At 68.8% G+C, this 19,394-nt stretch carries 19 protein-coding genes; 15 read left to right on the forward strand and 4 right to left on the reverse strand.

The features are described from left to right. Positions 1–4 precede the first annotated feature (4 nt). Both EGT29_RS13330 and EGT29_RS13335 read right to left on the reverse strand, forming a co-directional pair. Positions 5–988, reverse strand: coding sequence for a tripartite tricarboxylate transporter substrate binding protein (locus EGT29_RS13330; RefSeq protein WP_124689453.1), 984 nt, complete (start codon positions 986–988; stop codon positions 5–7). A gap of 106 nt (positions 989–1,094) precedes the next feature. Continuing rightward, positions 1,095–2,288: an MFS transporter gene (locus tag EGT29_RS13335; protein WP_124689454.1), complete on the reverse strand. Its 1,194-nt coding sequence runs from the start codon at positions 2,286–2,288 to the stop codon at positions 1,095–1,097. Positions 2,289–2,392: 104 nt separating this feature from the next. Here EGT29_RS13335 and EGT29_RS13340 point away from each other — a divergent pair, with 104 nt between their 5' ends. Continuing rightward, a complete protein-coding gene (locus EGT29_RS13340) occupies positions 2,393–3,190 on the forward strand; it encodes a helix-turn-helix domain-containing protein (RefSeq protein WP_124689455.1) in 798 nt (265 codons plus the stop codon). A 45-nt stretch (positions 3,191–3,235) separates the two neighbouring features. Continuing rightward, entirely contained in the window at positions 3,236–4,144 is a 909-nt protein-coding gene (locus EGT29_RS13345; protein ID WP_192901814.1) for a DMT family transporter, read from the forward strand. A gap of 32 nt (positions 4,145–4,176) precedes the next feature. Here the strand turns inward: EGT29_RS13345 and EGT29_RS13350 are convergent, their stop codons facing one another. Beyond that, a complete protein-coding gene (locus tag EGT29_RS13350) occupies positions 4,177–4,815 on the reverse strand; it encodes an FMN-dependent NADH-azoreductase (protein ID WP_124689456.1) in 639 nt (212 codons plus the stop codon). Between the two features lie 149 nt (positions 4,816–4,964). Here EGT29_RS13350 and EGT29_RS13355 point away from each other — a divergent pair, with 149 nt between their 5' ends. The 6 genes from EGT29_RS13355 (at position 4,965) to rlmD (ending at position 10,923) form a co-directional block, all read left to right on the forward strand. Continuing rightward, on the forward strand, positions 4,965–5,876 hold the full coding sequence (locus EGT29_RS13355) for a LysR substrate-binding domain-containing protein (protein ID WP_124689457.1): 912 nt from the start codon (positions 4,965–4,967) through the stop codon (positions 5,874–5,876). A 226-nt stretch (positions 5,877–6,102) separates the two neighbouring features. Further along, positions 6,103–6,867 carry a 5'/3'-nucleotidase SurE gene (surE, locus tag EGT29_RS13360; protein WP_124689458.1) on the forward strand — a complete coding sequence of 255 codons (765 nt, stop codon included), beginning with the start codon at positions 6,103–6,105 and terminating at the stop codon, positions 6,865–6,867. 197 nt (positions 6,868–7,064) lie between these two features. Next, entirely contained in the window at positions 7,065–7,772 is a 708-nt protein-coding gene (locus EGT29_RS13365; protein ID WP_370283035.1) for a protein-L-isoaspartate(D-aspartate) O-methyltransferase, read from the forward strand. Between the two features lie 77 nt (positions 7,773–7,849). Beyond that, the gene (locus EGT29_RS13370) at positions 7,850–8,728 is read left to right on the forward strand and encodes a peptidoglycan DD-metalloendopeptidase family protein (RefSeq protein WP_124689460.1); all 879 of its coding nucleotides are present in this window, start codon (positions 7,850–7,852) and stop codon (positions 8,726–8,728) included. Positions 8,729–8,737: 9 nt separating this feature from the next. Continuing rightward, positions 8,738–9,520, forward strand: a complete 783-nt coding sequence (locus EGT29_RS13375) for a 3'-5' exonuclease (RefSeq protein WP_124689461.1) — start codon at positions 8,738–8,740, stop codon at positions 9,518–9,520. A 32-nt stretch (positions 9,521–9,552) separates the two neighbouring features. Next, positions 9,553–10,923 (forward strand): 23S rRNA (uracil(1939)-C(5))-methyltransferase RlmD, encoded by a 1,371-nt coding sequence (gene rlmD / locus EGT29_RS13380; RefSeq protein WP_124689462.1) that lies wholly within the window; start codon positions 9,553–9,555, stop codon positions 10,921–10,923. Between the two features lie 255 nt (positions 10,924–11,178). On the opposite strand, the gene EGT29_RS13385 is transcribed toward rlmD, so the two are convergent. After that, a complete protein-coding gene (locus EGT29_RS13385) occupies positions 11,179–11,880 on the reverse strand; it encodes a Bax inhibitor-1/YccA family protein (protein WP_124689463.1) in 702 nt (233 codons plus the stop codon). A 212-nt stretch (positions 11,881–12,092) separates the two neighbouring features. Here EGT29_RS13385 and ndk point away from each other — a divergent pair, with 212 nt between their 5' ends. The 7 genes from ndk (at position 12,093) to bamB (ending at position 19,383) form a co-directional block, all read left to right on the forward strand. Continuing rightward, entirely contained in the window at positions 12,093–12,518 is a 426-nt protein-coding gene (gene ndk / locus EGT29_RS13390) for a nucleoside-diphosphate kinase (RefSeq protein WP_124689464.1), read from the forward strand. Positions 12,519–12,550: 32 nt separating this feature from the next. After that, positions 12,551–13,765: a 23S rRNA (adenine(2503)-C(2))-methyltransferase RlmN gene (rlmN, locus tag EGT29_RS13395; protein ID WP_124689465.1), complete on the forward strand. Its 1,215-nt coding sequence runs from the start codon at positions 12,551–12,553 to the stop codon at positions 13,763–13,765. A gap of 54 nt (positions 13,766–13,819) precedes the next feature. Next, positions 13,820–14,737 carry a RodZ domain-containing protein gene (locus tag EGT29_RS13400; protein WP_124689466.1) on the forward strand — a complete coding sequence of 306 codons (918 nt, stop codon included), beginning with the start codon at positions 13,820–13,822 and terminating at the stop codon, positions 14,735–14,737. Positions 14,738–14,744: 7 nt separating this feature from the next. After that, entirely contained in the window at positions 14,745–16,031 is a 1,287-nt protein-coding gene (gene ispG, locus EGT29_RS13405) for a flavodoxin-dependent (E)-4-hydroxy-3-methylbut-2-enyl-diphosphate synthase (RefSeq protein ID WP_124689467.1), read from the forward strand. A 118-nt stretch (positions 16,032–16,149) separates the two neighbouring features. Continuing rightward, entirely contained in the window at positions 16,150–17,448 is a 1,299-nt protein-coding gene (hisS, locus tag EGT29_RS13410; RefSeq protein WP_124689468.1) for a histidine--tRNA ligase, read from the forward strand. A 124-nt stretch (positions 17,449–17,572) separates the two neighbouring features. Next, entirely contained in the window at positions 17,573–18,205 is a 633-nt protein-coding gene (locus tag EGT29_RS13415; RefSeq protein ID WP_124689469.1) for a tetratricopeptide repeat protein, read from the forward strand. After that, positions 18,205–19,383 (forward strand): outer membrane protein assembly factor BamB, encoded by a 1,179-nt coding sequence (gene bamB / locus EGT29_RS13420; protein WP_124689470.1) that lies wholly within the window; start codon positions 18,205–18,207, stop codon positions 19,381–19,383. Before EGT29_RS13415 ends, bamB begins: the two co-directional genes overlap by 1 nt. The last annotated feature ends 11 nt before the right edge of the window (positions 19,384–19,394 follow it).

Raw genomic sequence — 19,394 nt, forward strand, 5'->3', positions numbered from 1 at the left:
GCCGTCAGTCGACCGTCGCGCCGGACTTCTTCACCACGGCCTCCCACTTGGGGATTTCGGTCCTGACCAGATCGGCGAATTCGGCCGGCGTGCTGGAGGTGGCTTCTATCCCCATGCCCGCCAGCCGGCGCCGCGCGGACTCGTCCGCCATGCCTCGGACGACGGCGCCGTGCAGTCTATCCACCACGGCCGCCGGCGTCCCCCGCGGGGCCAGCAGCCCGAGCCAGTTCGAGACGTCGTAGCCGGGCAGGCCGGCTTCGGCGATCGCCGGCACGTCCGGCAGCGCGCTCATGCGCTTGAGGCTGGTGACGCCCAGCGCGCGCACCTTGCCGCTGCGTATGTGCTCGGCATATACCGCGTACGAGTCGAAGGTCATGGACACGCGTCCCGCCAGCACGTCGTTCAACAGCGGCGCGCTGCCCTTGTAAGGGACGTGCAGCAGCCGCACGTCCGCCATCGCAGAGAACAGCGCGCCCGACAGATGGCTGGAACTGCCGTTGCCGGCCGAGCCGTAGGTCAGCGCGCCGGGCTGCGCCTTCGCCAGCGCGATCAGTTCTTCCACGGTCTTTGCTGGCACCGAGGGATGGACGACCAGCACGCGCGGCGTGGTGTGGGTCAGGCTGACGTACTCGAAGTCCTTGATGGGGTCGTAGCGCAGCTTGGGGTACAGCGAGGGATTGATGGCTTGCGTGCCCATGGTGGCGAAGAACAGGGTATAGCCGTCCGGCGTCGCGTGGGCGACCGCCTCGGCGGCCGTCGTGCCGCCCGCGCCGCCCCGGTTCTCGATCACCACCTGCTGGCCCAGTTGTTCCGTCAGTTGCTGGGCCAGCCCGCGCGCCATGATGTCGGCGGCGCCGCCTGCCGGAAAGGGCACGATCAGCCGCAGCGCCCGGTCGGGAAACCCGGCGGCCCCCGCGCCGCCGGCCACGGCCAGCAGAAGCGCCGCCTGTGTCAGCGCCAGGCCGGCGCGGCGTCGATGAAAACCCATGGACATCTCCTCGGTTGTGGTTCTTTTCAGGTGGTCGGCCACACTTTAGGAGGAGGATCCGGACCCGCCTATCGCCGGGCCATCAAAGCTGTTATGCGTCCCGAGCCTAGGCCAGTTGGCGGTGCCGCCCGGCGTACAGGCCGAACACGGCCTGGGCGCAGGCGAAGGCCAGGCAGATCAGCAGGGCGACCGTCCATCCGCCCGTCAGGTCGTGCACCGCGCCAATGGCGGTGGGGCCGCCCGCGGCCAGCAGATAGCCCACGGCCTGGGCCATGCCGGACAGCGCGGCCGCCTGCTGCGCATTGCTCACTCGCAGACTGACGAAAGCCAGTCCCAGGATGATGGAGGCGCCGCCGCCGCAGCCATACAGGATGGCCCACGCCGCGGCCCAGGACGGCGCGACCAGCAGGCCCAGCAGGGCCACGATGGACAGGCTCGAGCAGCCGACCGCCAGCCAGCGCTGGTCGCGCGCGCGGCGCACCAGCGCCAGCAGCGGCAGGCCGACGACGGCCGAGGCGATCTGCAGCATGCCATGGACCGAGCCGGTCGAACCGGGCGGGTAGCCGGCGTCGTGCAGCATGGAGGGCAGCCAGCTGGAAACGATGTAATAGACCAGCGAGTTCAGGCCGAGGAAAAGGGTGATCTGCCACGCCAGCGCCGATTTCCAGACCGGCCGGGGGCGGGCGTGGATCGGACCGGCCGGCGCCGTGGCCGGAGCGGGGGCGCGCAGTTGCGGCAGCCAGACGAGGACGCTGGCGACGGCGATCACGATGGGGGCGAACAGGGCCAGTGGCCATCCGGGGCCGGCGGACCAGAGCGCCAGCGGTACGGCGATCATCGAGGCGAGGCCCGAGGCCACGCCCATCGTCAACGCATACGCGGAAGTCAGGCTGGCGATGCGTCCCGGGAAATCGCGCTTGAGCAGGCTGGGCAGCAGCACGTTGCCGAAGGCGATCGCGCCGCCGATCAGCACGGTGCCGGCGAACAGGGCCCAGACCGAGCCCGAGGACCGCAGGCACAGGCCCGCCACCAGGGTCAGCAGCGCCGCCATCAGCGTGCGTTCCAGGCCATGGCGGCGGGCGGCCAGCGCGGCGACGGGAGCGCCGGCGGCAAAGGCCAGCAGGGGCAGGGTGGTCAGCAGGCCGGCCTGGGCGGCCGTCAGGTCCAGGCTGGTTCGGATCATGTCCAGCACGGGCGCCACGCCGGTGACCGGGCCGCGCAGGTTGGAAGCGATCAGCAGAATGCCGGCGATGAGCCAGGCCTGGCGGGGCAGGGAGCTTGAAGCGGAAAGCGGGGCCATGGGCGAAGCAATCGGAAAGGATACCCATGGACTGTAGGCATTTCGCGGGTGTCTGTCTTTGGATAAAATGACAATAAATTGCCAAAACCAGCCAAGCATTCGCCATGCCCGCCTTCGAAGCCGCCTTCGCCGAATTCGATCCGGATGCCACGGTCGCCCCGGTAGTGGCCGTGCACCTGACGGCCCGGCAGCGCCGCAGCGAACAACCGGTGCACCGGCATCGCAAGGGCCAGTTGATCCTGGCGCTGCGGGGTTCGGTCACCTGCCATGTGCCCACCGGGCTGTGGATGGTGCCGCCACAATGCGCGGTGTGGATCCCACCGGGCATGGCGCACAGCAACCGGGTGTCGCAGCACGGCCAGGTCTGTCTGCTGTTCGTCGAGCCGGACACGGCCCCGTTGCCCGAGGTGTGTTGCACGCTGTCGATCTCGCCGCTGCTGCGCGAACTGATCCTGTACCTGGCGGCCGAATCCACCGACTATCCCCCGGACGGGCCGACCCACCGCCTGGTGGGCGTGCTGCTGGAACAGCTGGAACGCATGCCCACCGAGCATCTGCACCTGCCCGTGCCCGCTCACAGCCGCCTGCGCCGCATCGCCGACGCGCTGGCCTCCGATCCCGCCAACCGCAGCACCGTGGCCGAATGGGCGCAGCTGGTGGCGATGAGCGAGCGCAGCCTGGCCCGGCTGATCAAGGCCGAAACGGGCATGAGTTTCGGCCGCTGGCGCCAGCAGCTGCACGTCATCGTCGCGCTGCAGCGCCTGTCCGCCGGCATGACGGTGCAGCGCGTGGCGATGGACCTGGGCTACGAATCGGTCAGCGCCTTCATCACCATGTTCAGGAAGGCCATGGGCAAGCCGCCCGGCCGCTATCTGGCGGAGCGCAACCGGGGCGAAGGGTAGGGCGGCGCGGTATCATCGCCGGCTGATCGATCGCAGGCCACGCCCTTGGATATCTCGCTGCTCTGGATTCCCGCCACGCTCCTCGCCGCCGCCGCGCAAACGGCGCGCAACACCATGCAGCACCGGCTGACGGAAACGCTGGGCACGCTGGGCGCGGCCCAGGTCCGCTTCCTGTACGGCCTGCCGTTCGCACTGATCTTCCTGGCGCTGGTGCTGGCGGTGGGGGGCGATCCGCTGCCGCGGGTCGATGCCCGCTTCCTGCTGTATTCGGCGGCGGCCGCCGCGGCGCAGATCCTGGCGACCGTGCTGATGCTGGCCACCATGCAGTTGCGCAATTTCGCGCTCAGCACGGTCTACGTGAAGACCGAACCGGTGCTGGTGGCCATCTTCGCCGTGGTGGTGCTGGGCGATCCGCTGTCGCTCATGGGCGCCTGCGCCGTGCTGGTGGCGACGGCGGGCGTGGTGGCCATGTCCTGGAAGCCCGGCGCGGGAGCAGGCAGCAACTGGCGGCCGGCGCTGCTGGGCATCGCCTCGGGCGCCTTCTTCGCCTTGTCCGCGGTGGCCTTTCGCGGCGCCATCGTGTCGCTGGACAGCGGATCGTTCGCCACGCGCGCCAGCGTGACGCTGGTGGTGGGCCTGATCATGCAGACGGGGGCGCTGGTGCTGTGGCAGGCGCTGTTCCGGCGCGACGTGCTGCGCGGCGTGCTGGCGCAATGGCGCGCATCGCTGCCGGCGGGCTTCATGGGCGCCTTCGCGTCCCAGTGCTGGTACATCGGCTTCGCGCTGACCTCGGCGGCCAACGTCCGCACGCTGGGCCTGGTGGAGGTCCTGTTCGCGCAATTCGCCTCGCGGCGGATCTTCGCCCAGCATGCCAGCGGCCGCGAACGCGGCGGCATGGTGCTGGTCGTGCTGGGACTGGTGTTGCTGCTGTACGGCACGCGAGGCGGATCCTAGCGCCAGCGGCCAGGTCCGCCCGCATCGAAGCCTCAGGCCGCGGCGGCCAGTTCCTCGGCCAGCAGGCCGGCCTGTTCCAGCGCGTGGTTGACGGCCGTTTCGCGCGCCTCGCCGCCCAGCGCGATACCTTCGGCGCGCAGCACGCTCACGTCGGTCACGCCGAAGAAGCCGAGCACCGCGCGCAGGTAGGACTCCTGGTGATCCAGCAGAGTCTCGACCGGCGTGCCGGCGTACTTGCCGCCGCGAGAAGAAACGATCACGACCTTCTTGTCGCCGGCCAGTCCCTCGGGGCCGTTGGCGGTGTAGCGGAAGGTCTTGCCGGCTTGCGCGACGCGGTCGATCCAGGCCTTCAACTGGGAAGGAATCGAAAAGTTGTACATCGGGGCGCCGATCACGACGACGTCGGCGGCCAGGAATTCGGCCAGCAGTTCGTCGGTGTAGGCGACCTCCTTGCGGAATCCCTCGTCATCCGGAAACACGGCGCCGGGCTGGGGGCGCAGCGACTGCAGCAGGGCGCCGTCCAGGTGGGCCGGCGGCTGGGCCACCAGGTCGCGGTGCTTGACCGTCGATCGCGGTTCGTTCTGGCGCAGGGCCTTCACGACGGCGGCGGTCAATTCGCGGGAAACGGAGGCGGCGCCGGTGGAGCTCGAGTCGATGTGCAGGATTTTCATGAGGATTCCTAGTATGCGTCGAATTCTTAGGGTTAATGCGGATGACTTCCGCCACGTCGACAAGATATAGCGTCAATAATTCTTTTTAAACTGGCGCTACTGGGAATAACTTTTCCATATTTAGAATAATGCTACGTCCTGGGGGGACCATGCAGGACCTCAACGACATGTACCTGTTCGCCAAGGTGGTCGAACACGGCGGCTATACCGCCACCGCCCAGGCCCTGGGCATTCCCGTCTCGCGCATCAGCCGCCGCATCGCCGCGCTGGAGGACGAGCTGGGCGTGCGGCTGCTACACCGCACCACGCGCAAGATCTCGGTGACCGAAATCGGGCAGACCTATTACCAGCACTGCGCCGCGCTGGCCGCGGAGGCCGCCGCCGCCCGCGAGGCCGTGGACCGGACGACTTCGCAGCCGCAGGGGCTGATTCGCTTCAGCTGCCCCGTTACGTTGTTGCATAGCGACATCGGGGCCATCGTGGCGGACTACCTGGCGCAATATCCGCAGGTGCGCGTGCAGATCGATGCCACGTCCCGGCGCGTGGACGTGGTGGAAGAGGGTTTCGACCTCGCGCTGCGGGTGCGCACGCCGCCGCTGGAGGACTCCGAGCTGGTCGTGCGTCCGCTGGCCACCAGCCGCCTGGTGCTGGTGGCCACGCCGGATTTCTTTGCGCGCCATGGCGAGCCGCAGGAAATCCAGGATCTGGGCCGGCTGCCCACGCTCAGCATGATGCAGGCGGCGGAACGGCACGTCTGGCGCTTCGTCGGGCCGGATGGCGCCGAGATATCGGTGGCGCACGTGCCGCGCCTGTCGGTCGACGATCTGAACACCCTGCGCAGCACGGCGCTTCAGGGATTGGGCATCGCGTGCCTGCCGTGGCCGCTGGTGGCGGCCGACGTCGAGGCAGGCCTGCTGCGCGTCACGTTGGCCCAGTATTCTCCGCCGGAGGGAATCGTGCAGGCGGTGTTCCCGTCGCGGCGGGGCCTGGTGCCGGCGGTGCGAGGTTTCCTGGATGCGCTGGTGGCGGCGTACGACCGGCAGTCGCCCGCGCCGGGCTAGGGCGCTTCCCAGGGGAAAGCACTACGGCGGGCAGGGGGCTCATGTACAATCCGAGGGCACTCGGCGGGCCGGAAACGGGCGCGGGACCGGAGCCGGAACCGTCAAGCAACCGGGTGGCTGCCCGGCTTTCCGGACGACACTAGCCCGCAGGGAGGCCGTGCGGGCTTTTTTCATCCCGCGGTAACGCCAACAGGAGATCGCATTGCGTAAGAGGTCTGGGCGATAGATGTTGATACTGATTTCCAACGACGACGGTTATTTCGCGCCCGGACTGGCTGCCCTGGTCGAGGCGCTGCGGCCGCTGGCCGAACTGATCGTGGTCGCGCCCGAGACCAATCGCAGCGGATCGTCGAATTCGCTCACGCTCGATCGCCCCTTGTCGGTACGCACCGCCGCCAACGGCTTCCTGTATGTCAACGGCACGCCGTCCGATTGCGTCCACGTCGCCCTGACCGGACTCCTGGACCGGCGCCCCGACCTGGTGGTGTCCGGCATCAACGACGGGCAGAACATGGGCGAGGACACGCTGTACTCCGGCACGGTCGCCGCGGCTACCGAGGGCTATCTGTTCGGCCTGCCGTCGATCGCCTTTTCCCAGGTGTCCAAGGGCTGGACGCAGCTGGACGCGGCGGCCGCCGCCGCGCGCAGCTTCGTCGAGCGTTTCATCGCCAGCCCGCTGGCGGCGCCCAGCCTGTTGAACGTGAATATTCCGAACCTGCCGCTGTCCGAACTCAAGCCGCCTCGCGTGACCCGGCTCGGCCGGCGTCATCCCTCCGAGCCGGTGGTGCGTTCGTCCACCCCGTACGGCGAGCCGGTCTACTGGATCGGCCCCGCCGGCAAGGCGGCCGACGCCACGCCCGGCACGGACTTTCATGCCTGCGCCGACGGCGCGGTGTCGGTCACGCCGCTGCGGTTCGATCTGACGCACAACGCACAGCTCGAACCCATGCGCGAATGGATTCCCACGGAATGGATAGGCGCAAACCGCTGACCCCGGCGCAGGCGTCGCGGCAAGAGGGGTCCCAGGCCTCCACCGCCGCCCGCCGGCCCGCCGCGCCCTTGCCTCCGGTCACGGCGGCGAACAGCAACACGCGCGTCACCACCGGACGTCCGCAAGCCGTTCGCGCCGGAGCGCCCGCGCGGCCGGTGCGTCCCGACGAGGCCAGGCCCACGAACAGCAACACCCGGGTGGCGCCGGCACGGCTGGTGGTCCCGGCCCCCATCCAGGCCAGGGTCCCGGCGCGCGAAATCAACCACGGCCTCAATTCCGAGCGCATGCGCGCGGCGCTGGTGGCGCGCTTGCGCGCGCAGGGAATCACGGATGAACGCGTGCTCGAAGCCGTGCATGCCATCCCGCGCCATCGCTTCATCGACGAGGCGCTGGCCAGCCGCGCCTACGAGGACGCGGCGCTGCCCATCGGCCATGGGCAGACCATCTCGCAGCCCTGGATCGTCGCGCGCATGATCGCCGCGGCGCGCAACGGGCGCGAACTCGGCAAGGTGCTGGAGGTCGGAACAGGGTGCGGCTACCAGGCCGCCGTGCTGGCGGGCGTGGCGCGCGAGGTGTATTCCATAGAACGCATCAAGGCCTTGCACGAACTGGCCCGCACCCAACTGCGGCCGTTGCGGCTGCCCCATGTGCGCCTCGTCTTCGGCGACGGCATGCTGGGCGTGCCGAGCGCCGCGCCGTTCGACGCCATCGTCGTCGCGGCAGCGGGGCTGAAGATACCCGATGCGCTGCTGGCGCAGTTGGCGGTCGGCGGCCGCCTGGTGGCCCCGGAAGGGGGCGCCAGGCAGCGACTGGTCATGATAGAGCGCACCGGAGCCCAGAGCTGGGTGCGAACCGAACTGGAGGCGGTGCGCTTCGTGCCCCTGCAGTCCGGTGTGTTGTTGTAATGAATAGGAGATCTGGGATGCAGAATTGGCGCAAGCCGAGCCGCGAGGAATCCAATCGACCCCGCCCGGATGCGGGGATGCTCGGACGGACCGCACGGCAGGTGCTGCTCTGGACGGGCTGCGCATTGGTGCTCGCGGCCTGCGGCACGGCCCCCAGGACGGTTCCGGTCGTCGACCGGACCACGCCGGCCAAGCAACCGGGCGGCCCCGCGGCCACCGCGGGCCGTGAATCCTCGCGCCTGATCGATGCCGATACCTACATCGTCAAGCGCGGCGATACGCTGATCCGCATCGCCCTGGACCATGGCGAGGACTGGCGGGACATCGCGCAGTGGAACAGCCTGGAGGATCCCAACCAGATCCGGCCGGGACAGGTCCTGCGCGTGACGCGTCCGGGATCCACCGCGGCCAAGCCGGCCGACAACGGCGTGGCGCAGGTCACGCCGGTACCCGCGCCGTCGCAATCGGCATCGCGGCCGCTGGGTACGCCGGCGCCCGCGCCCACGACACCCCCGGCCACGCCCGAGCCCGTCGCGCCGCCGGCGACTCCGGTCACACCGCCCGCCGCGCGCAACGACCCGGCCAGCGAGCGGGTGGAGTGGGGCTGGCCCGCCAGCGGCAAGATCATCGAGAACTTCCACGAGACCCGCAACAAGGGCCTGGACATCGCCGGCGCGCCGGGCGATCCGGTGCTGGCCGCGGGCGACGGCAAGGTGGTCTACAGCGGCAGCGGCCTGCGCGGCTATGGGCAGTTGATCATCATCAAGCACAACAACACCTTCCTGTCCGCCTACGCGCACAACCGCGCCATGCTGGTCAAGGAAGGGCAGGCGGTGCGGCGCGGGCAGAAGATCGCCGAACTGGGCAGCACCGACGCCGAGTCGCCGCGCGTGCATTTCGAGATCCGGCGCCAGGGCCGTCCGGTCGACCCCGCCGGCTACCTGCCGCCACGCTGAGGCCCCGCCATGACACCGATGCTGGTCTTCGACCTGGAAACCATTCCCGATGTGGAAGGCCTGCGCGCGCTGAACGGGTGGGGCGAGGACGTCCCCGATGCCGAGGTGGTCGAACGCGCCACCGCCGCCCGGCGCGAAGCCGTGGGGCACGACTTCCTGCCGCTGCACCTGCAGAAGATCGCCGTGGTGGGGTGCGTGTTCCGCGATGACGACGGGTTTCGCGTCAAGTGCATAGGCAAGGCCGACGACCCCGAGGCCACGCTGATCTCCGGCTTCTTCAAGACCATCGATCGCTACACGCCGCAGCTCATCAGCTGGAACGGCTCGGGCTTCGACCTGCCGGTCCTGCACTATCGCGGACTGATCCACGGCATCCAGGCCTCGCGCTACTGGGACATGGGCGAGGACGACCGCGACTTCCGCTACAGCAACTACATCAGCCGCTACCACAACCGGCACTGCGACCTGATGGACCTGCTGGCGAAATACAACGGACGCGCCAACGCGCCGCTGGACGAACTGGCCAAGCTGTGCGGCTTTCCCGGCAAGATGGGCATGGACGGCAGCCAGGTCTGGCCCGCCTGGAGCTCCGGACGCCAGGAGGAAGTGCGCGCGTATTGCGAAACCGATGTCGTCAATACCTGGCTGGTCTATTGCCGCTTCCGGCTGATGCGCGGCATGCTGTCCCGCGCCCAGTACGACGCCGAAGTGGACCTGGTGCGCAGCACGCTGGAATCCCTGGACCTGCCCCATTGGCGCGAATACCTGGCGAACTGGCCCGCCTCGCGCTAGGCCGGCCACGCGGGAAAACTGATATTCCGAACATGAGTCAAGAAGCAGACATTGCGGCCGCGGACAGCCTGGAAGGGACGGCTGCTGCCGTCGAATTCGACGACGGTTCCGTGGCCATCGAATCGGTGGACCTGGAAGGGCGCGGCATCGCGCGCCGCCAGGGCAAGGTGGTGTTCGTCGACGGCGCGCTGCCCGGCGAACGCGTGATGCTGAAGATAACCAAGCGCAAGCCCTCCTACGAGCTGGCCGAAGTCGAGAGCGTGGTGCAGGCGTCGTCGCAGCGCGTGGCGCCGCGCTGCGCGCATTTCGGCGTCTGCGGCGGTTGTGCCATGCAGCACGTGGATCCGGCCGCGCAGGTGGCGATCAAGCAGCGCGTGCTGGAAGACACGCTCTGGCACATCGGCAAGCTGGTGCCGCAGCGCGTCCTGCCGCCCATCCACGGCCCCGCCTGGGGATACCGCTACCGCGCCCGGTTGTCGGTCCGGGTGGTGGTCAAGAAGGGCGGGGTGCTGGTGGGCTTTCGCGAGCGCAAGAGCAGCTACGTGGCCGACATGCGCGAATGCCACGTCCTGCATCCGCACGTGGCCTCGCTGCTGGTGCCCCTGCGCGAGATGGTCGCGGCCATGCCCGCGCGCGACCGCGTCCCGCAGATCGAAGTCGCCGTGGGCGACAACCAGATCGTGCTGGTGCTGCGCCACCTGATTCCGCTGGTGGACGAGGACCTGGCGGTGCTGCGCGAGTTCGCGGCGCGCCATGGCATTCATTGGTGGCTGCAGCCCAAGGGACCGGATACGGTGCACCCGCTGGAGCCTGAGGACATCGACGGACTGGCCTATACGCTGCCGGAGTTCGGGCTGCGCATGCCGTTCAAGCCGACCGACTTCACCCAGGTCAACCACGCGATCAACCGGGTGCTGGTGTCGCGCGCCCTCGCGCTGCTCGACCCGCAGCCCGAGGACCGGGTAGCCGACCTGTTCTGCGGGCTGGGCAATTTCACCCTGGCGCTGGCGACCCGCTGCCGCGAGGTCGTGGGCGTGGAGGGCAGCCAGGCCCTGACCGACCGGGCGCTGGAAGCCGCCCGCAGGCATGGCGTGGATGCGCACACGGCGTTCTCGACCCTGAACCTGTTCGAAGTGGACGAGACCTGGCTGCGCAGCCTGGGCCGCTTCGACCGCATGCTGATCGACCCCCCGCGCGAAGGCGCCCTGGCCGTGGCCAAGGCCCTGACGACACTAGGGGCCGACCGCCCCCGGCGCATCGTCTACGTCTCCTGTAACCCCGCCACCCTGGCCCGCGACGCCGCCATCCTCGTCCACGAGGGCGGCTATACCTTGAGAGCGGCAGGTGTGGTCAACATGTTCCCCCATACGGCCCACGTGGAGTCCATAGCCGTGTTGGAATAGCCCCCCTACGCCCTTCGGGCGCCCCCCAGGGGGCGGCACTGGCGGACCGGCAAAGCCGGATCCGCGGTGCCCTGAGTCTGGGGTACCTGGGATATGAAAACGGCCTTGCTTGAGAGCAAGGCCGTTGTTCTTTAGATGCCAGGTAGTATCGCCAGTCCCCGCCAGCCCGTTATTACCCCAGGATGCGGTGGATCCGGCTTTGCCGGTCCACCCGCATCGCCCCCTTGAGGGGGCGCCCGAAGGGCGTAGGGGGGGTTATTCCCTCTCTCCGCCGAAGATGCCCAGGAGCATCAGCAGGTTCACGAAGACGTTGTAGATGTCCAGGTAGATGGCCAGGGTGGCCGAGACATAGTTGGTCTCGCCGCCGTTGACGACGCGTTGCAGGTCGACCAGCATGAAGGCCGAGAAGATGCCGATGGCCAGGACCGAGATGGTCAGCATCAGCGCCGGCAGCTGCAGGAAGATGTTGGCCAGGGCCGCCACGAGGATCAGGATGGCGCCGACGAACAGCCACTTGCCCAGGCCGGACAGGTCGCGCTTGATCGTGGTGGACAGCAGGGCCATGGTGCCGAACACCACGGCGGTGCCGCCGAAGGCCGTCATGATGAGCGTGGAGCCGTTGGCCATGCCCATGACGAAGCCGATCATGCGGGACAGCATCAGTCCCATGAAGAAGGTGAAGACCAGCAGCAGGGCGACGCCCAGTCCGTTGTCCTTGTTCTTTTGAATGGCGAACATCAGGCCGAAGGCGCCGATCAGGAACACCATGGTGGTCAGGCCGGGGCTGCCGCCCATGACCTGGGCCAGGCCGGTGCCGACGCCGATCGCCGCGCCCAGCACGGTGGGGATCAGCGACAGCGCCAGCAGCCAGTAGGTGTTGCGCAACACGCGATTGCGCGCGACCTCGCCGGGCGCAGCCCCGGTCCGGTTGAAGGGAGAAGTGCGTAGATCGTTCATGGTCGAGCGACTCCTTGTGGTCTTTTTGCTCTGTTTCGCCCCGCGAGGGCATGGTGTGTCTGACACCAAGTATGCCGCAGGGTTCCGCCTGGTTCCAGTAGGGCCGGCACGGTGCGTCCGGGGTGGGCAGGGGTAGCGGTCCTGTCAAGGAGCCGTGATACAATTTAACGTTTAAGTTCCCCTCAAAGTATTTGTTTTTATTGGAGTTTTTGATGGCTATCGAGCGCACCCTTTCGATCATCAAGCCGGACGCCGTTTCCAAGAACGTCATCGGCCAGATCGTTTCCCGTTTCGAGGCTGCCGGCCTCAAGGTCATCGCCGCGCGCATGATGCAGCTCTCGCGCAGCGACGCCGAGCGCTTCTACGCCGTGCACGCCGCGCGCCCGTTCTTCAAGGACCTGGTCGACTTCATGGTCTCCGGTCCCGTGTTCGTGCAGGTCCTGGAAGGCGAGAGCGCCATCCAGAAGAACCGCGACCTGATGGGCGCGACCGATCCCAAGAAGGCCGAGAAGGGCACGATCCGCGCCGATTTCGCCGACAGCATCGACGCCAACGCCGTGCACGGCTCGGACGCCGTCGAGACCGCCAAGGTCGAAGTCGCCTTCTTTTTCCCCGAACTGAACATCCACAGCCGCTGAGCCTGGATGTCCGTTTTTCCCAGGAGGCCGGGATGAATACTATCTCGCCGCTCGCCGAAGCCGCCCAGGCCGAGGCTACACGTTCCGAATCCCCGCGCATCAACCTGCTGGGGCTGGACGGGGCCGAGCTCGCCTCGCTGGTGGAAAACTGGGGGGACAAGCCGTTTCGCGCCAAGCAGCTTCAGCGCTGGCTGCACCAGCGCGGCGTGGACGATTTCGAGCAGATGTCGGATCTGGCCAAGTCCTTCCGCGAGAAGCTCGCGCGGCAGTGCGAGATACGGCTGCCCGAGGTCGTCACCGCCCACAAGTCGGCCGACGGCACGCGCAAGTGGCTGCTCGACGTCGGCAACGGCAACGCGATCGAAACCGTGTTCATCCCCGAGGACGACCGCGGCACGCTGTGCATCTCGACGCAGGCGGGCTGCACCGTGGCCTGCCGGTTCTGCTCCACCGGCCACCAGGGCTTCAACCGCAACCTGGGGGTGGACGAGATCATCGGCCAGCTGTGGCTGGCGCGCCGCACGGTCGAGGCCGACCGCGAGGGCGCGCGGCTGTCGGGCGGCATGCCCGCGCCGCTGGGTACCCAGGACGACCGGGTCATCAGCAACGTCGTCATGATGGGCATGGGCGAGCCCCTGCTCAACTACGACAACACGGTCTCGGCGCTGCGCCTGATGCTGGACGACAATGCCTATGGCCTGTCGCGCCGCCGGGTCACGGTGTCGACCTCGGGCGTGGTGCCCATGATGGACCGCCTCGCGCGCGACTGTCCGGTCGCGCTGGCGGTGTCGCTGCACGCGCCCAACGACGCGCTGCGCGACGACCTGGTGCCGCTGAACCGCAAGTATCCGCTGCGCGAACTGATCGCGGCGTGCCAGCGCTACCTGGAGTTCGCCCCGCGCGACTTCATCACGTTCGAATACGTCATGCTCGACGGCATCAACGATGGCGACGAGCATGCCAAGCAATTGATAGACATTGCGCGGCAGGTGTCGTGCAAGTTCAACCTCATTCCGTTCAATCCCTTCCCGCAGTCCGGGCTCAAGCGTTCGCCCATGGCCCGGGTCCGGCTGTTCGCGCAGCGCCTGATGGACGCCGGCATCGTCACCACCGTGCGCAAGACGCGCGGCGACGACATCGACGCGGCCTGCGGACAGTTGGCCGGCGAGGTCAAGGATCGTACCCGCCTGAAGGAACGCCTGGCGGGCGAGACCCGGTTTGGCCGTATCGTGGAGGTGCGCGAATGATGCAACCGCGGTGCCGGGCCGGCCGTTGCGGCAGGGCCGGACAAGGAGTCGTCGATGTCTGAACCCCACGAAACCGGTGCCGCCGGCAGGCAGGAGGGCCCGGCGCCCACTGCCGGCTCGCCGTCTTCGTCGTCGGTCGGCCGGGAACTGGCGCGCCTGCGCGAGGCACGCGGCTGGTCGCAGGAATACGTGTCCGACCGCCTGAAGTTCGCCGTGCGCCAGATCCGCGCGCTCGAGAACGAACAGTGGAACGAGCTGCCGCAGGGCATGCCGCTGCGCGGCTTCGTGCGCAACTACGCGCGGTTGCTGGACCAGGATCCGGCGCCGATGCTGCAGGCGCTGTCGCCCCAGTTGCAGGTGGCCGATCCGGTATCGCTGGAACAGGCCTCGTCGCTGTCCAGCCCGCTGGCGCATTCGTCGGGCCGGACCTGGCCGGTGGCCGCCAGCCGCAGGCGGCTGGCCCCCTGGCTGGTCGGCGGCGTGATGGCGGTGCTGGCGCTGGTGCTGCTGGGCTACGCGCTCAGCCAGCAAGGCAAGCTGTCGTTCGGGCAGGCTTCCACGGCCAGCCTGGATACGCCCGCGGCTGGCACGACCTCGGTTCAGACCGAGGCGCCGCTGGCCCCGGCCGAGCCGCCGCCCGCCGTGCCGCAGGAAGTCGTGCCCGCGGCGGCTGCGCCCGTCGCGCCCGAACCAGCGCCGGCGCCGGAGCCGCCGGCGGCGGCCCCGGCTCCGGCGCCCGGCCTGTCGATGACGATGCGGCAGGCAAGCTGGGTCGAAGTGCGGCGCGCCGACGGCACCGTGGCCGTGTCGCGGATCATCGCCGCTGGCGAGCCCTACGAGCTGGATGTGGCGGGAGCGCCGTACCGTGTCGTGATCGGCAACGTCAACGGGGTAGACTTGACCTGGCGCGGCACGCCCGTCGACCTCGCGCCGTATCGCCGGGACAACGTCGCCCGGCTCACCCTCCAGTAGCCGCATCATGAATCCTAGCCCGTCCACGATCGCCAACGCTTCCGAGGCCGAGCCGTTTCCCGCCGGCCCGGCGGTCCGCCGGCCCACGCGCCAGGTGCGCATCGCCTGGGGCGGCAAGTCGGTCGCCGTCGGCGGCGAGGCCCCGGTCATGGTGCAGTCCATGACCAACACGGACACGGCCGACGCCATCGCCACCGCGATCCAGGTCAAGGAGCTGGCCCTGGCCGGCTCCGAGGTCGTGCGGATCACCGTGAATACCGCCGAGGCCGCCCGCGAGGTGCCCGCGGTACGCGAGCAGCTCGACCGCATGGGCGTGGACGCCCCGCTGGTGGGTGATTTCCACTACAACGGCCACAAGCTGCTGAGCCAGTATCCGGAGTGCGCGCAGGCGCTGTCCAAGTACCGCATCAACCCCGGCAACATGGGGGCGGGGAAGAAGCGCGACGACAACTTCGCGCAGATGATCGAGGTGGCCTGCCGCCACGAGAAGCCGGTGCGCATAGGCGTGAACTGGGGCAGCCTGGACCAGGACCTGCTGGCCCGCATGATGGACGAGAACGGCCGGCGGGCCCGGCCCTGGGACGCCCAGTCCGTGATGCGCGACGCGCTGGTGGTGTCCGCGATCGACAATGCCCGGCGTGCCGAGGAATTGGGTCTGCCGGGCGACCGCATCATCCTGTCGTGCAAGGTCAGCAACGCCCAGGACCTGATCGCGGTCTACCGCGACATCTCCCGCCGCTGCGACTACCCGCTGCACCTGGGGTTGACCGAGGCGGGCATGGGCAGCAAGGGCATCGTGGCCTCGACCGCGGCAATGGGCATCCTGCTGCAGGAAGGCATAGGCGACACGATCCGCGTGTCCCTCACGCCCGAGCCCAACGGCGACCGCGCCCGCGAGGTCGTGGTGGCCCAGGAGATCCTGCAAAGCCTGGGCCTGCGCGCGTTCGCGCCGGTGGTCGTTGCCTGTCCGGGCTGCGGCCGTACCAGCAGCACGGTGTTCCAGGAACTGGCGGCCGACATCCAGAGCTACCTGCGCGCGCAGATGCCCGTCTGGCGCCTGAAGTACCCCGGTGCCGAGAGCCTGCACGTCGCGGTCATGGGCTGCGTGGTCAACGGCCCGGGCGAAAGCAAGTTCGCGGACATCGGCATCAGCCTGCCCGGCACGGGCGAGCAGCCGGTCGCACCGGTCTTCATCGACGGCCAGCGCTCGGTCACGCTCAAGGGCGAGCACATCGCCCGTGAATTCCAGGCATTGGTGGAAAGCTACGTCGAGAACCGCTACAGCAAGAGATAACCTTATACACCCCTAGCAGCCCCTGGACGCCAATCCAGGGCACCGCGGATCCGGCTCCGCCGGTCCGCCAGTGCCGCCCCCTGGGGGGCGCGCGAAGCGCGTAGGGGGGGGACCCCATATGAGTGATAGTTTCAAGAAAGTGACCGCGATCCGCGGCATGAACGACATCCTGCCAGCCGATTCGGGCCAGTGGGAGCGGCTGGAGTCGCTGGTGCGCGAATGGCTGCGCAGCTACGGCTACCGCAACCTGCGCACGCCGGTGCTGGAACAGACGCGGCTTTTCACGCGCGGGATCGGCGAAGTCACCGACATCGTCGAGAAAGAGATGTACAGCTTCACCGATTCGCTGAACGGCGAGTCGCTGACGATGCGTCCTGAGTTCACCGCCGGCATGGTGCGCGCCACCATCGAGCACAACCTGACCTACGACCGGCCCCAGCGCGTGTTCGCGATCGGACCGGTGTTCCGCCATGAGCGTCCGCAGCGCGGCCGCTACCGCCAGTTCCACCAGATCGACGTGGAAGCCCTGGGTTTTGCCGGGCCGGACGTCGACGTCGAGCTGATCCTCATGCTGGCGCGGCTCTGGAAGATCCTGGGCTTGGCGGACATCCGGCTGGAGATCAATTCGCTGGGCTCGGCCGAGGAACGGCTGGCGCACCGCCAGGCCCTGATCACCTACCTGGAGGGGTTCAAGGACCAGTTGGACGAGGACGGCCAGCGCCGTCTCTACACGAATCCGCTGCGCGTCCTGGACACCAAGAATCCCGCGCTGCAGGAGATGGCCGACAACGCGCCGCGCCTGCTGGACTACCTGGGCGAGGCCTCGCTGGCCCATTTCGACGGCGTGCGCCAGCGGCTCGAGGATGCCGGCATCGCCTACCGGGTGAACCCCCGCTTGGTGCGGGGCCTTGATTACTACAACCTGACCGTGTTCGAGTGGGTGACGGACCGCCTGGGCGCGCAGGGTACCGTGTGCGGCGGCGGCCGCTACGACGGGCTGGTCTCGCTGCTGGGCGGCAAGCCGACGCCGGCCGTGGGCTTTGCCATCGGCGTCGAGCGCCTGCTGGACCTGTGGTCCCAGGCGCAGCCCGCGGAACCGCAGCCCGAGTGCGACGTCTATGTGTTGCACCAGGGCGAGCCCGCGGCGCGCGCGGCGATGCAGCTGGCCGAGGACCTGCGCGATGCGGGCCTGGACGTCGTCCTGCACTGCGGCGGCGGCAGCTTCAAGTCGCAGATGAAGCGCGCTGACGGCAGCGGGGCGGAATACGCCGTCATCCTGGGAGAGGACGAGCTGGCCGAAGGCGCGGCCAGCGTCAAGGCGCTGCGGGCCGAGGGCGCGGCCCAGCGGCGCGTCGCCATGGCCGAGCTGCCGGCTTTCCTGGTGGAAGAACTGGTCCGGACGGGCGGTCCTGAATAGCCGTGCGCCCGGGCCTGAATACGAATCGACGCCGAATCCGTTAATCTTGCGGCTCTCGGAGTCCGCGCGGGCCGCCGGCCGGCCCGCCACAACTCTTGCGATCACCACATCAACCGGGGCATAAATGGCCTACGACATCGAAGAACAGGAACAACTGGAATCCCTCAAGGCATGGTGGGCGAAGTACGGAAACTTCATCCTTGCCGTGGCGACCATCGTGCTGCTGGCCGCGGCGGCCTGGAACGGCTGGCAGTGGTACCAGCGCAACCAGGCAGCGAACGCGCTGGCCCAGTTCGAAGCGCTGGAGAAGGCGGCCGAGGCCGGTGACCTGAGCCGTGTCAAGGACACCGCCGGCACCATCCTGGAACAATATTCCCGCACGGGCTACGCCCCGCGCGCCGCGCTGCTGGCCGCCCATGCCTATGAAAAGGCCGGCGATGCCCGCTCGGCCCGCGCCCAACTGCAGTGGGTGGCCGATCGCAGCGGCGACGAGGCCCTGGCCGCCGTGGCCCGCCTGCGGCTGGCGGGCCTGCTGCTGGACGAGAAGAGCTACGACGAGGCGCTGGGTGTCCTGGCGCCGCAGCCGCCCGCGCCCTTCGTGGCCCTGTACGCCGACCGCCGGGGCGACGTGCTGGCCGGGCAGGGCAAGCGGGACGAGGCGCGCAAGGCCTACGAAGAGGCGCTGGCCAAGCTTGACGCGTCGACCGACCTGCGCTCGTCCATCCAACTGAAACTCGATGCCCTGGGAGGCGCTTGATGACGTTGCATAACGGATTTACCGGCGAGCGCCAGGGCTGGCGCCGCCTGTGTCGCGCCGCCGCGGTGGCGGCCGTGCTCGCGCTTGGCGGATGTTCCCTGTTCTCGAGCGAGAAACCGCGCTATCCGCCGGCTCCGCTCACGAATTTCAACGCCACGCTGCCGGTCAGCAGTGGCTGGTCGGTGTCGGTGGGCAGCAAGGGCGGCGTGGGCTTCGTACCCGTGGTCGTCGGCGATGCCGTCTACGCCGCCACCGGCAACGGCTCGGTCGGCAAGTACGCGCTGGCCACCGGCGCCGAGATCTGGCGCTCGTCGGCCAAGGCCGACCTGTCGGCGGGCGTGGGCAGCGATGGCCGCGTGACGGCGGTCGCGACGCCGCGCGGCGAAGTGATCGCCTTCGACGATACCGGCGCCATCAAGTGGCGCGCCCAGGCCTCCAGCGAGATCACGGTTCCGCCCCTGGTGGGCGAGGGCCTGGTGGTGGTGCGCAGCGGCGACTATCGCATCCAGGCGTACGACGCCGAGAGCGGCAAGCGCCGCTGGAGCGTCCAGCGCCCGGGGCCGGCCCTGGCCTTGCGCGCGCCGGGCGAAATGCTGCTGTCCGGCGGCTATATCTTCACCGGCCTGCCGGGCGGCAAGCTGATCGCGATCGCCACCAACACCGGCGCGGTGCGCTGGGAAGGCACGGTCGCCAATCCCAGCGGCTCCAGCGAGCTCGAACGCGTGGCCGACGTGGTCGGCGCGCCCGTCATTTCGGGCCGCCATCTGTGCGCCGTCACCTACCAGGGCCGCATCAACTGCTTCGACGTAGGGTCGGGCAACTCGACCTGGTCGCGCGAGTTCTCCAGCGTGACGGGCCTGGGCGCCGACGTGCGCTTCGCCTATGCGGCGAACGATCGCAGCGTGGTCTTCGGCTTTGACCTGGACAGCGGTGCGAACATCTGGAAGCAGGACGTCCTGCAAAACCGCGGCCTGACCGCACCGGCCTCGGTGGGCCGCGCCATCGCCCTGGGCGACTACCAAGGTTACGTGCATTTCCTGCAGCGCGAGGACGGCTCCCTGCTGGCGCGTATCGCCACCGACGGCAGCGCCATCCTTTCCCAGCCCGTGGCGACCGACCGCGGGGTGCTGGTACAGAGTTCCAAGGGCAATCTGACCCTGATCAATGTCGGTCAATGAGCAAGGCTTTT

Source organism: Pigmentiphaga sp. H8, from assembly GCF_003854895.1.
GTDB lineage: Bacteria > Pseudomonadota > Gammaproteobacteria > Burkholderiales > Burkholderiaceae_B > Pigmentiphaga.